This is a genomic window from Neobacillus nitrireducens (assembly GCF_030915405.1).
Taxonomy (GTDB): Bacteria; Bacillota; Bacilli; order Bacillales; family Cytobacillaceae; genus Neobacillus.
Genome location: NZ_CP133262.1, coordinates 2570288 through 2584537 on the forward strand (window position 1 = coordinate 2570288; position 14250 = coordinate 2584537).

Below are 14250 nucleotides of genomic sequence, written 5' to 3' on the forward strand. Positions count from 1 at the left end.
ACGGCTACCTAAGCCAGTGTTCATTTTGTTCTCACCTAGTGGTCGCGGTCAAATTCTTCTTTCTTTTAATCCCTGGACCACATTATTTATTTTTCTTTTGCAATTTCTTTTCTATTAGGAGCAAGTGGTGGTTGTTCTAACCACTTATTTTGAACCATAATATTAAACCACTTCTTGGAGATTATAAGGTTTTTTAGAATTGTCGCCTCATAAGTAGTTACAAGGTCTGTTCGCATGGCAGATGCTAATCCTGCCCCATGATAGTTTTGTGCTGCTTGAAACAAGAAACCGATATGATACAACATTAACTTATCGGAAAAGGGAGAGTTTGTTGAAGTGGTTACTTCGGTTTCCCAAGATTTCGGCACTGGCAAATTATCCAATTGCATAATTTTTGTAAAAGATTTTATTTGATGATCAGCCGTTTTTTCGGCATCCTCTAAAAATTTTCTTACGTCTTTTGATTGTGCAATTTGACTGAATGCGATGGAAAGAGTTTTTGCCATAATACTCTTCTTAAGGTTGAAAGAAATACTAATAATCTCTATTGCAGATAAACGTCTCCCTTTCCCAAAAAATCCATCGGAATAATCTTCGCTGGAAATAAACTCTGGGTTCTCGGAAGGATAAAATAAAGGATCTCTCTGAAAGCTTCCTTTCTCAAGCAATAACTCAATGGTCAGATGATACATTCTTTTCGCGTCGTTATCACATGAATCGTAAAATAATCTTAAGTCCTTTCTGACAGAAACACCCAATGAAGTGGTATGTCCTAGCAAACCATGTAAAGTCATAATGTGTAAATAATTCAGGCAAAATATATCTGTGAATAAACGCTGTTTCCCTTTAAAGAGGTCTGATTCTGTAAATCCGATTGGAACGGGAAACCCTTCGTTCTCAATAAAAGTAACAATTTGTTGCTTTTGCTTTTCAAACGTCTGAATGGCATCCTTAAAAATAGTTTTAATGGACTCGTCCTCGATAATAGAAACCATATATCTATTGATAATATCAACGGCTGTTCCGTTTATATACTCTCCCCATAAAGTTCCTATTTCGGATGATGTGAGTTTTAATTTTTCCTTTTCCATTCTTTCACCTCTTGGTTATTATTTACCAATTCATCTTGGAGTATGAAAAATTTTATTTGATTTTTACGAAGCGAAAAAGGACTCATTAGAAAGCGAAATTACACCAAAAAAAGGTAAGCATAATTATGCTCACCTTTTTCTACAATGCGAAATCGTCGACACTTATAGAATATCCTTGCCTAAGTGAAAGATGGCATTCTTAACAAACATTTTAATCTTGCGGTCGTATGACTGATTAAGAATGCTGCTCTAATACCCATGAAAATTATGGTTAAAAATAGGCTAAAAAGAATATTCAAAGTCTATCCCTCCACATTGAAGTATAGTGCTAAAAGATAACACTATGGTTATTATTCATCTGAGAAACATATTTATTCATCGACATTCAGCTGCGACCACAAGATTTATTTGCTCCTAAACCTTGTGGTCGCACTTTCCACTTTAAAATAATTTGAAATTGTCATATAATAAAGATATTTTAATATATAAATAATTTCAATACAGTGAATATGGTAATAAATAAGACAGAAAAGGTGCGTGTTATTTTCGGCCTATGCTTGGTTTGAAGCCTACATCTTTTCTGCAAATTCCAGGAGAAAAGGTTGATAAAAATGAGCTACAGTGAAACTAAAACGGACGTCATATTAATTGGTGCCGGAATCATGAGTGCTACTTTAGGAACACTCTTGAAAGAATTAGTACCGGAATGGGACATTACAGTTTTTGAAAAGCTCGCAAACGCTGGAGAGGAAAGCTCCAACGAATGGAATAATGCGGGAACGGGGCATGCAGCACTGTGCGAGCTTAACTATACCGTCGAAAAACCAAACGGTTCGATCGATATTAGCAAAGCTATCAATATTAATGAACAGTTTCAGGTTTCTATGCAGTTTTGGTCATATCTAGTAAACAACAATCTACTAAGTAATCCGCAGGACTTTATCAGACAATTGCCTCATATGAGTTTAGTAGAAGGGGAACAAAATGTATCATTTTTGAAAAAACGTTTTAAAGCGCTGTCAAATAATCCCCTATTTCAAGGGATGGAATTCTCCGATGACCATGATAAATTAATAGATTGGATTCCGCTTATTATGGAAGGGCGTACTTTGAACGAACCGATAGCGGCCACAAAAGTCGATTCTGGCACGGATGTTAACTTTGGGGCTTTAACGCGCATGTTGTTTGACCATTTAGAGAGTAAAAATGTCGAGATAAACTACAATCATAGTGTTAATGATATTTCACGGACGAGCGATGGCTTGTGGGAATTGAAAGTGCAAAATCAATTCAGTGGCAGGATCGAACGCCATACGGCCAAATTCGTGTTTATCGGGGGCGGTGGAGGAAGCCTGCATTTACTTCAAAAATCTGGGGTTCCTGAAGGAAAACATATCGGAGGATTCCCGGTAAGTGGACTATTTATGGTATGTAACAATCCAGAAGTAGTCTCGCAGCATCATGCCAAAGTGTACGGAAAAGCTAAGGTTGGTGCACCGCCAATGTCTGTTCCGCATCTTGACACCAGATTTATCGACAATAAAAAATCATTGCTTTTTGGACCATTTGCCGGCTTCACACCTAAGTTCTTAAAAATGGGTTCCATGTTTGATTTAGTCACCTCCGTCAAACCGAATAATGTCTTAACGATGCTGGCGGCGGGCGCAAAAGAGTTGTCATTGACGAAATACCTGATTCAACAAGTCATGTTATCAAAAGAACAACGCATGGAAGAATTACGTGAGTTTATCCCGACCGCCAAAGCGGAGGATTGGGATTTAGTCGTAGCGGGCCAGCGTGTCCAAGTGATTAAGGATACGGAAGCCGGCGGCAAAGGAACGCTTCAATTTGGAACAGAAGTAATTACCGCCGCTGATGGGTCGATTGCGGCATTACTAGGTGCTTCTCCGGGTGCCTCTACTGCTGTTCACGTTATGCTAGAGGTAATCAAAAGATCCTTCCCGCAACATGTGAAAGAATGGGAAGCGAAAATCAAAGAAATGATTCCTTCTTATGGCCTCACATTAATGGACAAGCCAGAACTTCTGCACGAAGTTCATACTACAACAGCAGCGACGCTTGGTCTAAGCGAAAAAGAGCTGGTGTTTAGTTAAGACTGTTTCGTAAACTTTGTTATTTTAATAGACATACAATACCGTTATGGAGTATCTTTCCTTGATTGAACAATTTGAAGGACACCTCTCATGCTCCTGAGGCGAATTTTGTCCTTCATACGCTTGTGAAGGACATTTCTCTTGTTCACGAGGCAACTTTTGTCCTTCATACCGCTTATGAAGGACATTTCTCTTGTTCACGAGGCAACTTTTGTCCTTCATACCGCTTATGAAGGACATTTCTCTTGTTCACGAGGCAACTTTTGTCCTTCATACCGCTTGTGAAGGACATTTCTCTTGTTCACGAGGCAACTTTTGTCCTTCATACCGCTTATGAAGGACATTTCTCTTGTTCACGAGGCAACTTTTGTCCTTCATACCGCTTATGAAGGACATTTCTCTTGTTCACGAGGCAACTTTTGTCCTTCATACCGCTTATGAAGGACATTTCTCTTGTTCACGAGGCAACTTTTGATACTACGTCAAGAAAACGGACAAAATAAATTGAGATTTTTATAATAAAAACCCTACCGCACTTCGTTTGCTAACCTGTTAGAGTAGTGAGCCTTTTTAAAGGCTCACTACTCTAACAGGAAATAGTCCCAATTAAGCCAGAGGTAACTTTAATAAATACTGCTTTTCAAATGTATTTGGTAATACATATCCTAAAGTAGAATGAATACGTTTTGAATTGTAAAATCCCACCAAGTAATCGAAAATGCTCATTGTGGCCTCATCACGGGTTTTATATTTTTTTTGATAAATCAATTCTTTCTTGATCGAGCTATGAAATGATTCTATACAAGCATTATCATAACAGTTACCTTTACGACTCATACTAATGGTTATTTCTGCACCCTTAAGCTTATTAGTATAATCAATTGATGCATATTGACTTCCTCGATCAGAATGATGAATAAGTCCCTTTCTAGGCGGCTGATTAATCATAGCTCTTTCTAAAGCAGTAATAGTCAATTCTTTCGTCAAACGATTCCCCATATTAAATCCAATAATCTTTCGTGAATACAAGTCCATTACTGACGCTAGATATAGCCAACCCTCCTTAGTCCAAATATAAGTAATATCAGCCACCCAAACTTCACCTGGCGCTGTCGTTGTAAAATCTTGATTTATAATATTAGGATATAATGGGTTATTATGGTCTGAATTTGTTGTTGCTTTATACTTTTTTATAGTTTTAGAACGTATAGATTCATTTGCCATAATTCGTTGAACAGTTCTTTCGGAAGTATTTATTCCTTCATTTTTCAGCTGTTTCTGAATCTTAGGACTTCCATAAATTTGATTTGATTCTTCATGAACCCGCTTTACTTCTTTCGTCAACTGTTGTCGACGCCTTGCCTGATTACTCAAAGGTCGCTTTCGCCAGTCATAATAACCACTTTTTGAAACATTTAGCACCTTGCACATCTTCGCCACTCGAAACACTTTTACGTGCTCCTTTATAAACTTATAAATTACTTCGGGCTTTTGGTGAAGATGTGCATCGCCTTTTTTAGAATGGCATTCTCCTCTTCTAGATCCTTAACCTTTTTTTCTAAATCCTTTTGTACCTTAAAATCCGGATGAACATTTCCACTTCCGATAAAACCATTTTCCGTCTGGTCCCTATAAATTCTAGCCCACCTGCCCAATGTCTTGGGTGAAACATTTAACTCATCCGCTAACTGAGTTATCGTTCGCCCTTCCTCTACCACTAGCCTGGCAGCTTGTGTTTTGTACTCTCTATCATAATGTGTTCCCAATCTCGACACGTCCTTTATAAATTGGATATTTTTACTATTATGCCCAATTTATCGTGTCCATAATTTAGTCTAACATCAATGAAGGACATTTCTCTTGTTCCTGAGGCGAGTTTTGTCCTTCATACAGTGGAGTTCCGTTTAGTAAGAAAGGGGGCAATCGTTACTTTTTTCATTACATCAAGTGCTTCTTGTTCATTTTTTGAGTTGATAATTAAATCCAGTGCCACTGTTCCGAGTTTTTCGTAATCATGGTTAATGGAGGTCAGGCTCGGTGTTAAGATATCGGCGACAAACGAGTCATCATAGCCCACAAAGGCAAAGTTCTTAGGGTCAATTTTTTGATGATTGCACGCAACTAAAGCTCCAGAGGCAATCATATCATTCATACATATAATCGCTGTTGGCAGTTTCTCGTTTTCCAGCAGCTTGTCCATCGCCTTTTGTCCGCTTCCTACAGAAAATCCGCTGTAAATATGCCATTCAGGATGATAAACTAGCCCCTTCTCCATGAGGAGCTGCTTGAATCCTTCTACTTTGATATCGGTTGAAGTGATCCCCTGCTTTCCCCCCAGCAAGCCAATATTTTTGTGACCTATCTCAACCAAATGCTCCATTATCATTTTCATACCCAATCGCTCATCAGATCTCACTTGATAACATTCGACGCCCGCCATCGCTCCATTGACCATCAACACCGGGATCTTTTTCATAACCTCCAGTACTTCATCCGCCTCTTCCGTATCGGTTACCGATTTATTAATCCGGCCGCCCATCATAATAATCCCCTCGACCTGGCGCTCTGAGAGAACCTTTAGGTAAACCGACTCCATCTCGCTATCGTTCATGGAATTACATAAGAAGATTGTATAGCCCTTTTTTTGAGCGCATTTCTCCAATTCCATGCAGAAGCTTGAAAAGAATGGATTCGTGATGTCTGGTAATATCAACCCGATCATCTTAGTTTCTTTTTTTGACAAACTTCTCGCAATGCTGTTCGGCTGAAAATTATATTCTTGTATTTTTGCCAGTACCTTTTCTTTTGTTTTTCTGCTGACTGGATAATTACCATTTAGGACCCGCGATACAGTTGCCGGAGATACGTTTGTGGCCTCAGCTATATCGTAGATAGTAAACGTTTTTTTTTCCAATGGAAGACCTCCTTTCTTTAGAAAAAATAATAAAATTCATAGAAATCCGTTTTATCTTTCTTTCAATTGTATCTATTTTTATAGAAAAATGGTAGTCGATAAGGTGAAAGAGGGGACGGGGAGAAAAACGCAATAAAAGATCATAGTTAAGGATCTTGGCATCCTCAACTATGACCTTTTGGATTATCTAAATTTAACCGTATACGTTTCCGTCTGGAGCCCATCCTCCGATTTAACGGTGATCACAGCTGCGTCCTCTTGTTCAGATACTTGATAGGAAGCAAACAAGTCGTTGGTTACGGCTGTAACGACAGGTGATTTCGTTGCTTTATCGTTCACATCGTAGGTCAATTGGTCAGGTTGGAAATCCTTAAGCGGCTTTCCATCGATTAAGATGCTCTCAAGCGTAGCATCCTCACCAATGCTTGGTTCAGCTTTTGTGACATCTCCCTTTCCAAATACCTCTATTTCGGAAATTGCTATGCATGTATTTGGTATCGCCTTCATTACCACTCGAATCTTCGAGGTGGTAACTGGTGCAAAATTCACCGTTACGTCCTTTTTCGCCATTACATCTAATTGGGTAGCTTCGATGTACTTCCATTCGGTCCCATCCCAGTACTCCAGCTTTAGAGATGCAGGTGGTCTAGTGCCGCCCCCATCATCATAGAAATGGAAATCGAGTTTTGAAATCGTATCTGCACTGCCAAAATCGATTGCCACCCAATCTTCTGCCCTCCAGCTGTTGGGATCCCAATTCGTCCAGCGAACGGAGGAGATATCTCCATCATTGACATTGGTAGCTTTATCATACTGTCCAGTAAAGGAAGCAGATGCCTTTGGAAACTCATGCCCTGAGCCTGGAAGATTTAAGGCAATGTTCTGCAATGCCGGTTTAGTGACTTGCACATGGGCTGTTACTTTAACCGGACTCTTAGGAATCGAGCCTTTTACAGTAAATTTACCAAGAGTTTCATACTTACTTGGATCGATCGTTTCCCAATTCACACGGACGTTTCCTTCTGTACCATTTTCAAGTTTGGCAGGGGCAAATTCCGGCAGGACAGGCGCTTTGCCTGGAACAGTTTTCACTTGAACCGATTCCACGCTTTCCACCTTGCTAACTGTCACCTTTGCGACAGCAGGAATGTTCGTTCCTTCAACCGTGCCGTTCACGGTAAAAGTGGTTTCCCTGTCATATTGTTCAGGGTCAATCGACTCCCATTGCACGGCTTTTTGCACTCTTTCCCCATCACCATAAATTGTGGTAACAGTCTCAGGCATTTCTGGTGCAATTTTTTTCTTGATGACGACCACATTGACTGGCTCAATGTTCACAATTCCAGCCTTATGGATGATCCAGGTCTGATTCTTTCCAGCATTCGCTGACCAAACATCGACACCAGCATCCTCTTTTGTTGACGCACCGCCAACTTCAAGCAGCTGACCGTTTGCAGCGTTAATGAATGTGTATTGTTGATTGCCGGAGGTGGACATCATCCACTTTTGGCTCTTCGTGTTTTGATCGGATTGTACGACAGCTGCCCCATTATCTACACCAATTACTTTGCTACTGTGGGTGTCGACGATTTTATATAATTCTTTGGAGCTGTTTCCATTGGTTACTTTTTGAATGCTCCACTGCTGGCTCGCTTTATCGCGGTCATACGATTTTTGCACAATCTTTCCATCCTGAATGATATCGAGGACCTTGCCACTATTCTGATTGCTAATTTTGTAATGATCATCACTATTTATAAATCCAGCTTCGTTATTGACACCTGAAACACCGGATACGACGAATGTCGTAATCGATTGTGCTGGAACAACCGCCTCTAATGTATCTTCCTTTACCTTGATGTCTGCCTTTTTCTGTAAATTATCGGTGGCTGATGTTACATATGGCGTGGCCGTTGCTGTCTCATTTACCGTTTCAAATCCAGATAAGTCGAAGTCGACTGATTTTTGTTCTGCAGATGAATTGGTATAAACTACGACAACGGAGTCATCATTCTTATCAATCGCGGCTAGGGTATCCTTGTTGTTTGAATTTATAAACTGGTCGCCAGGGCGGATAAATTTACTGTAGTTGCCCACTGCGTAGTATTTTTTATTTTTGTAGATTTTAAATTTGCTGAAATCCTTTGCAGCAAAGTCAACCTGCATCAGACCCCAGTTCCCATTTTCATTTTCAGGTCTCATGTTAACTTCATCTTCAACTGCCTGCCAAAGTACCCATGCTTCCGGCTCGAGCTGCTGGATATCCGCCTGGATTCTTTCTGATATGGCAAGCCCTGTCTTGATGTCCTCATGATTCTGGCCGCCGACACTTAGGTCAACCTCAGACATCCACAGTCGTTTGTGCGCACCTTTGGCAATATCTCGGGCACCAATTCTTTCTCCAGTCCCGTACGTATGTACATTCAACTGCCCGATATTATTGCGGGTTTCCGTATTGTACGCATCCCAATTGGCGCGAAATTTTCCTGGATTGGTTTCGTCCATTGCCGATACAACGGTATCCAATCCTTTTGCGGTCAATTGTTTTTTCACTTCATTGATCATTTTCGCTTGTGATTCCGGGTTCCAGTGTGATCCTTCCTGTCTGCCCTTGGCTCCCCAGTAGTTCGTATTCGGTTCATTTACCGGTGAAAGCGTTTTAAATTGAATGCCAGTGTCTTTCTGCAGATGGTCGACAACTCCTGTTAAATAGCTGGCAAAATTCTTGTATTGATCGGATTTTAGGTTATCCTTATTTGAATCCCAGTTTCCGGATACATATCCGCTCTGTGTCATAAAGTATGGTGCTGAGTTCGAAAAGGCTTCAAACGTATCTGCTCCTCTCGACTTAGCTGCCGAGAGCCACCAGCGCTGGTTGGCATCAGCGTTCCAATTCCAATGGTCAGGATTGGTTGGGTCCCACCAATTTGGCTGCTCTGACCAGCCTTCTGTGTTGCCATTTGGCGGCCCAAATTGGGCAGGTCGATTCCAATAACCTGGAACTGCTCCGCCAAGGCGCATGTATGGAGCGGTCTCTGGTGAATCACCACCGCCTATATTATAACGAGCAATATTAAAATTAAGTCCATCCTCACCATAAAGAGCATCGGCTAATTGGTTTTTGACTTCATCTGGCCAGCCGCCCGTAATATTCGCAAACCATACAAGGGCTGTTCCCCAACCATCAAATGGTGCCTGTTGATAACTTGGGTCTAATTTCACCGTTTCTGCTAGTGTGCTAGATTGAGTTACTTCAGCGGCAGATACCTTGGGTGCTGCTGCAGGTGCGAGCAGACTAAGCGTAAGGGCCGTGGCCGAACCACATGTTAAAATCCTTTTAGTCATTTGTTTAAGATTAGCTTTTGCCATTTTGCTTCCCCCTATTACTATTTTTCCTAGAGTGAGACAGTTACGCTAAGGATCACCTCCTAAAAGTTCGGTATAGAAACCGGTTTCTATAAATTAAAAAAGTTCTTACTCCCTGATTAGCTGAGCATTTCTCTTTGATCAATTGAAACATGGATCTGCTGTATTTTTTCAAAAAAGAAACCGGTTTCTTTTTTGTCTATGTTTAAAGCGTGTATGTCTGTCAATTCTGAATACTTATCTTGTGTTTAATATAAAATCAGCTTTGGATGCTGTCAATATCAAAGGAAATATTCAGTTCATTGGACCTAGACAAAATAGGACTTGAGACCCAAAAAAAGTAGTTTAGAAGAAATGGAACAATAATACTAGTAAAAGAGCCAAAAAGATTATCCTTTGGCTTTATTTTTTTGTCCCTATATCCAACTGAAATTTATAGGAATAACCTTTTTATTTCAATTTCCAGTAAATGTAGTTAAAATAGGTTTTATATGATTTTAGTAAAGTAGGAGATAAATTGACTATAGAGAACAATAAGTACCAAGATCAATCATTGTTTCGCATCACATGGCCTCTTTTTATCGAAATATCGCTTCATATGGGTATGGGAATTGTTGCGACATTAATTTTAAGCGGATATTCAGACAACGCTGTTGCTGGAGTTGGGGTAGCCAATCAGATTCTTAATATTTTTATTTTAGTCTTTAACGTTACAGCCATCGGAGCGACCATCCTCATCGGTCAAAATTTAGGAGCAAACCGATTGGACCGGGCCCGACGCCTTGCAAGGTCTGCCCTGGGAGTAAATTTCTGGGTTGGAATTTTGATGACCATCGTTGTGGTTGCGTTTGGCGGTTTATTTTTAAAATTTTATGGACTTAGCGGCGAAGTTTATGATTTTGCTTACACCTTTCTGACCATCATAGGTCTATCTCTTTTCCTTGAAGCCATCGCCTTAGCATTAAGTTCTGTTTTGCGCAGCTACGGATATACCAGAGAAACCATGGTTGTTACTGTTATCATGAATGTGATTAGTATCATCGGTTCCTTTATCGCCATTAAAGGATGGTTCGGCCTTCCTGTAACAGGTGTTGCCGGGGTTGCCTATGCCATGTTTGCGGCCCGGATTTTTATCATTGCTGCACTTTTTTACTTTGTTTATAAACGACTATCTTTAAAGTTTCATATAAAAGATGTATTTAAAATCAATAAATCGGATGTGAAGGGACTTCTTTCTATCGGGGTTCCATCCGCTGGAGAGAACCTTTCCTACCAATTTTCACAAGTAGTAATTACAAGCTTTGTAGCACTTACCGGTGATGCAGCATTAGCAGCTCGGGTGTATATTTTAAATATATCGATGATTTGCTTCCTGTTTACCGTTGCCATTGCCCAAGGGACACAGCTCTTGATTGCTCGTTATATTGGAGCGAAGCAATATGACAGAGCCCTGAATAGGGGTCTTAAGACATTAAAAATTGCAGTGATTGTATCAGCTTCTGTTTCCCTTGCTGTTGCTCTAATTGGTGAGCCAATCTTAACTATATTTACCACCGATGCTAACATTATTGCTATAGCTCTCCCAGTATTATGGGCAATTGTGTTTATTGAACCCGGCCGTGCCATGAATATCGTTCTGATGGGTTCTTTAAAATCAGTAGGTGATGTACGATTCCCTGTTGTCATCGGTATGATTTGCATGTGGGGAATTGCCGTAGTATTTAGTTACTTTTTCGGAATTACACTTGGTTTAGGACTATTAGGAATTTGGCTGGCCCAAGGGCTTGATGAATGGGTCCGAGGATGTTTCGCCTTGAAACGCTGGGTCTCCAAACCTTGGGTAAAGAAGAAGGTTGTCAAACCAAATTTATCGTCAAGCGTGTCTTAGTTATCAATGGCAGTATTTTTATGAATGTAAAAAGAGCCAAAATACGCAAGTTGTGCATAAAAACTTGCATATTTTAGGCTCTTTTATATTAATCCTTATTGTCTTATCTCACCCATTAGCTTAATAGAAAAAGACTACAACCCACTATTTCTCCCAAAGCTCAATCAGTCGGCCTTCAGGATCTTTAATCCAAATAAACTTTCCAAATTCACTATTCTCTTCTTTCTTTACAAGAGATACACCCATTTGTTCAAGATGCTTAATAGTCTCGTTCATATTAAATACTTCGAAATTTAACATCACTTGTTGTTCTATTGGAAAATAATTGTTATCCTCGGTAAAGAGAGAAAAGATCGTCTCATTACCTGATTGGGGTTTAATCATAGTCATATTCCAATCATTTATTTCAATCTTCAACACTTCATTGTACCATTTTTTTACAGCTTCGAGATTCTTAGTTCTCCAAAATATTCCTCCGACACCTTTTATCATCATATCTAACCCCTGTCTTCTTTAATTTTTTAGTTTTTCAATTATTGTTAAGTTCCTTCTTCAACCAACCTGCCACGTTAGAGCAGTAAGCATCAGTTTTTTGTTTTCAATTATCTCCCGCCTTTGCTTTGCATAAACGCATAACTTAAAAGAAGTCAATAAATGATGATTTCAGTACCGGGACCTTTTTTTCAAAAAGTTCAATTTCAGGCTTGGATCCTTTCAGGTAGCCCATTTCATAAAGCTCCATCGGCCTTTTGTAACCAAATAGAATTGCGGAAAGGGAATTGATATTTAAGCGAATCCCTTTTTTAGGAGGATGAACACACTGACCTCCGGCTTTTTCTTTAAACACCTTTATTTCTCCCTTACCAAGTAAATAGCTCCCATTATTCCAAGGTGCATGCGAATCTTCAAGATGCAGGAATAGAGGCTCATTTTCATGTAGAAACGGAAATCTCCGCAGACAATCCTCCGCATCGACGACCCTTGCCATAAAATAAGGGTGTAGCTCTATTTTCACGTTGGGCTGCTGCAGAAAATAAGGGAAAGGATCTTGACTGGCAAGATGAATCGTTACGGTACCGACCATGGAATCATGCTGGCAAATGAAATTCCACAGACCAACTCTCGCTTCATGGTCAAGAGCAACCAGCTCCTGCACCTCCATTTTACTGTCCTTCACATGGTAAAGCATATAGCCCATAGCCTCTTTGTTGGGTTGATAATAGACTGCCATCTGCGAATCTTTATCATAAACATGTTGTTTCCACCAATAGGTCTCACGTTTTAACATCCCTGTAAATTGAGCGGAATATTGTTGATAAACTTTTTCGATATCTTCATTATGAGTCTCTCTTGAAAATCTTCTTATGAAACCTTGCTGGGGTTCGAGGAACCTTAAGTTCATTTTTTCAATCGTGACTTTTTTCGTTTCATTTAAGATCTCCCATCCATATTTTCGATAAAAGGAAATATCAAACGGGTGTAAAAGTGAGACAATCTGATCATTATTTCGCATATGTTCTAAGGAATCAATCATGAGTGTGTTTATATAACCGTTTCGTCTATATTCCGGGTATGTAGCAACTCCTGCGATACCGCCCATTTTCCATTCCGCATCTTTCATGAAAATACTAAGTGGGTAAATATGCAGTTTGGCAGCGAGTATGTCCTCGTCCCATATCCCTAAAACTTTATGGTTTCGCAATCGTTCTAATCTCGCTGGTATCTCTGATTCCGGAACCTTATATTGAAACGCATACTCAGAAAGTTTCAGTGATTCTATGTAATCCTTATCTGTCAGTTCTCTAACCAGCATAAAGCTCCCTCCCCTTTTCACGACCTGTAAATAATTAAATTAACTTATCCAAGTCTCTTTCGACTCTTTCAATTGCCAAGTACCATCTGTGTAGTGGACCGTACCTTCCATACCAATTGCACCTAATCCTGATCGATATTTAGAACCTTCAAAGAAAACATTATGATTCCATTTAAAATCAATTTTCTCAATCCTAAGAAGGACACCAGTCAAAGACATTTTATCGGGATCGTAGAATCCTTTTTCTTTCAGTTCCTCAAAAGTGACATCCATTACATCCACTTTATATTTATCTTTGAAAAAGATAAGTATATCTTTTTTATCCTTTTCACTTAATCCATCGTCGAAATTGCTCATATCAATCGCAATGAATTTCATATCACTACTCAACGCCTCGTCCTTTTCCATGATGGTGTCTAACGCAACGCTATAAATTTCACCTAAATGCTCCTTCGGGTCTACTCCAATGTTACAAGCCGTGAGAAAGAGCGAGAGAATCAATAAAATGGTCCCAAGTTTAATTTTCAATCTTTTGCCCCCCTTTTAATAAGAGACGAAACATATTTCCAAAGGTTCCAAAGGAAGGAGTTATTTAAACAACGTACTTGTTCACAAAAAACCGAATGGGTCCTTATGTCAGACGTCTTTTTAGATCTAAAATAGTTACTTACTACTATCTTTATTTTGCAAAAGCGAGATTATTTGTTTGTTTTGCTCCACTTGAATTTCACTATTTTTTTTAATTTGATAAACCCATCTAACAACAAATGCTAGGATGATTAGTGGCAAAAAGGTGATTAAAGGAATAAAAGAATTCATCATAAAAGACCCCTCCAGTTTTCTACTATTCTACTATTATTAGATCAACTATTTTTAAACCAACTCAATAATCGTTGAAACCTCTATTAGCATAAATTTTCCAAATGTTATCTCAATTATAACAAAAACCTCCAGACTTAATAAGAAAGGTATTTCTATCCTATAAAAAATTCTAATTTTATTTTCACTAAGTTATATCGTCTTTATGTCGTTACTAGGATATTTTAACTGGGCTACTTAGTATA

General features: G+C 39.3%; 9 protein-coding genes and 1 pseudogene. 2 read left to right on the plus strand and 8 right to left on the minus strand.

What is annotated here, in order from left to right:
• Positions 1-86 precede the first annotated feature (86 nt).
• Complete coding sequence (locus RCG22_RS12390; protein ID WP_308107049.1) at positions 87-1091, minus strand: DUF3231 family protein; 1005 nt, start codon at positions 1089-1091, stop codon at positions 87-89.
• 611 nt (positions 1092-1702) lie between these two features.
• Between RCG22_RS12390 and RCG22_RS12395 the strand changes: the two genes are divergently transcribed.
• A complete protein-coding gene (locus RCG22_RS12395) occupies positions 1703-3205 on the plus strand; it encodes a malate:quinone oxidoreductase (RefSeq protein ID WP_308107050.1) in 1503 nt (500 codons plus the stop codon).
• A 606-nt stretch (positions 3206-3811) separates the two neighbouring features.
• Here RCG22_RS12395 and RCG22_RS12400 read toward each other — a convergent pair.
• From RCG22_RS12400 to RCG22_RS12415, 3 genes and pseudogenes are all read right to left on the minus strand, one after another.
• Positions 3812-4971, minus strand: a pseudogene (locus RCG22_RS12400) (IS3 family transposase).
• 119 nt (positions 4972-5090) lie between these two features.
• On the minus strand, positions 5091-6119 hold the full coding sequence (locus RCG22_RS12410; protein WP_308107052.1) for a LacI family DNA-binding transcriptional regulator: 1029 nt from the start codon (positions 6117-6119) through the stop codon (positions 5091-5093).
• A 183-nt stretch (positions 6120-6302) separates the two neighbouring features.
• Positions 6303-9488 (minus strand): glycoside hydrolase, encoded by a 3186-nt coding sequence (locus RCG22_RS12415; RefSeq protein WP_308103186.1) that lies wholly within the window; start codon positions 9486-9488, stop codon positions 6303-6305.
• A 514-nt stretch (positions 9489-10002) separates the two neighbouring features.
• On the opposite strand from RCG22_RS12415, the gene RCG22_RS12420 reads away from it, so the two are divergent.
• Entirely contained in the window at positions 10003-11373 is a 1371-nt protein-coding gene (locus RCG22_RS12420) for an MATE family efflux transporter (RefSeq protein WP_308103187.1), read from the plus strand.
• A gap of 144 nt (positions 11374-11517) precedes the next feature.
• On the opposite strand, the gene RCG22_RS12425 is transcribed toward RCG22_RS12420, so the two are convergent.
• From RCG22_RS12425 to RCG22_RS12440, 4 genes are all read right to left on the minus strand, one after another.
• On the minus strand, positions 11518-11865 hold the full coding sequence (locus tag RCG22_RS12425) for a VOC family protein (protein WP_308107146.1): 348 nt from the start codon (positions 11863-11865) through the stop codon (positions 11518-11520).
• A gap of 145 nt (positions 11866-12010) precedes the next feature.
• Positions 12011-13186 carry a GNAT family N-acetyltransferase gene (locus RCG22_RS12430; RefSeq protein WP_308103188.1) on the minus strand — a complete coding sequence of 392 codons (1176 nt, stop codon included), beginning with the start codon at positions 13184-13186 and terminating at the stop codon, positions 12011-12013.
• A 39-nt stretch (positions 13187-13225) separates the two neighbouring features.
• Positions 13226-13714: a peptide ABC transporter substrate-binding protein gene (locus RCG22_RS12435; RefSeq protein WP_308103189.1), complete on the minus strand. Its 489-nt coding sequence runs from the start codon at positions 13712-13714 to the stop codon at positions 13226-13228.
• Between the two features lie 135 nt (positions 13715-13849).
• Positions 13850-14008: a hypothetical protein gene (locus RCG22_RS12440; protein WP_176525603.1), complete on the minus strand. Its 159-nt coding sequence runs from the start codon at positions 14006-14008 to the stop codon at positions 13850-13852.
• Positions 14009-14250: the final 242 nt, after the last annotated feature.

Bases quoted from the DNA above. Each gene is read 5' to 3' on its own strand.
- RCG22_RS12390 (WP_308107049.1), bottom strand. From the start codon at position 1,091: ATGGAAAAGGAAAAATTAAAACTCACATCATCCGAAATAGGAACTTTA.
- RCG22_RS12395 (WP_308107050.1), top strand. From the start codon at position 1,703: ATGAGCTACAGTGAAACTAAAACGGACGTCATATTAATTGGTGCCGGA.
- RCG22_RS12415 (WP_308103186.1), bottom strand. From the start codon at position 9,488: ATGGCAAAAGCTAATCTTAAACAAATGACTAAAAGGATTTTAACATGT.
- RCG22_RS12425 (WP_308107146.1), bottom strand. From the start codon at position 11,865: ATGATAAAAGGTGTCGGAGGAATATTTTGGAGAACTAAGAATCTCGAA.
- RCG22_RS12430 (WP_308103188.1), bottom strand. From the start codon at position 13,186: ATGCTGGTTAGAGAACTGACAGATAAGGATTACATAGAATCACTGAAA.
- RCG22_RS12440 (WP_176525603.1), bottom strand. From the start codon at position 14,008: ATGATGAATTCTTTTATTCCTTTAATCACCTTTTTGCCACTAATCATC.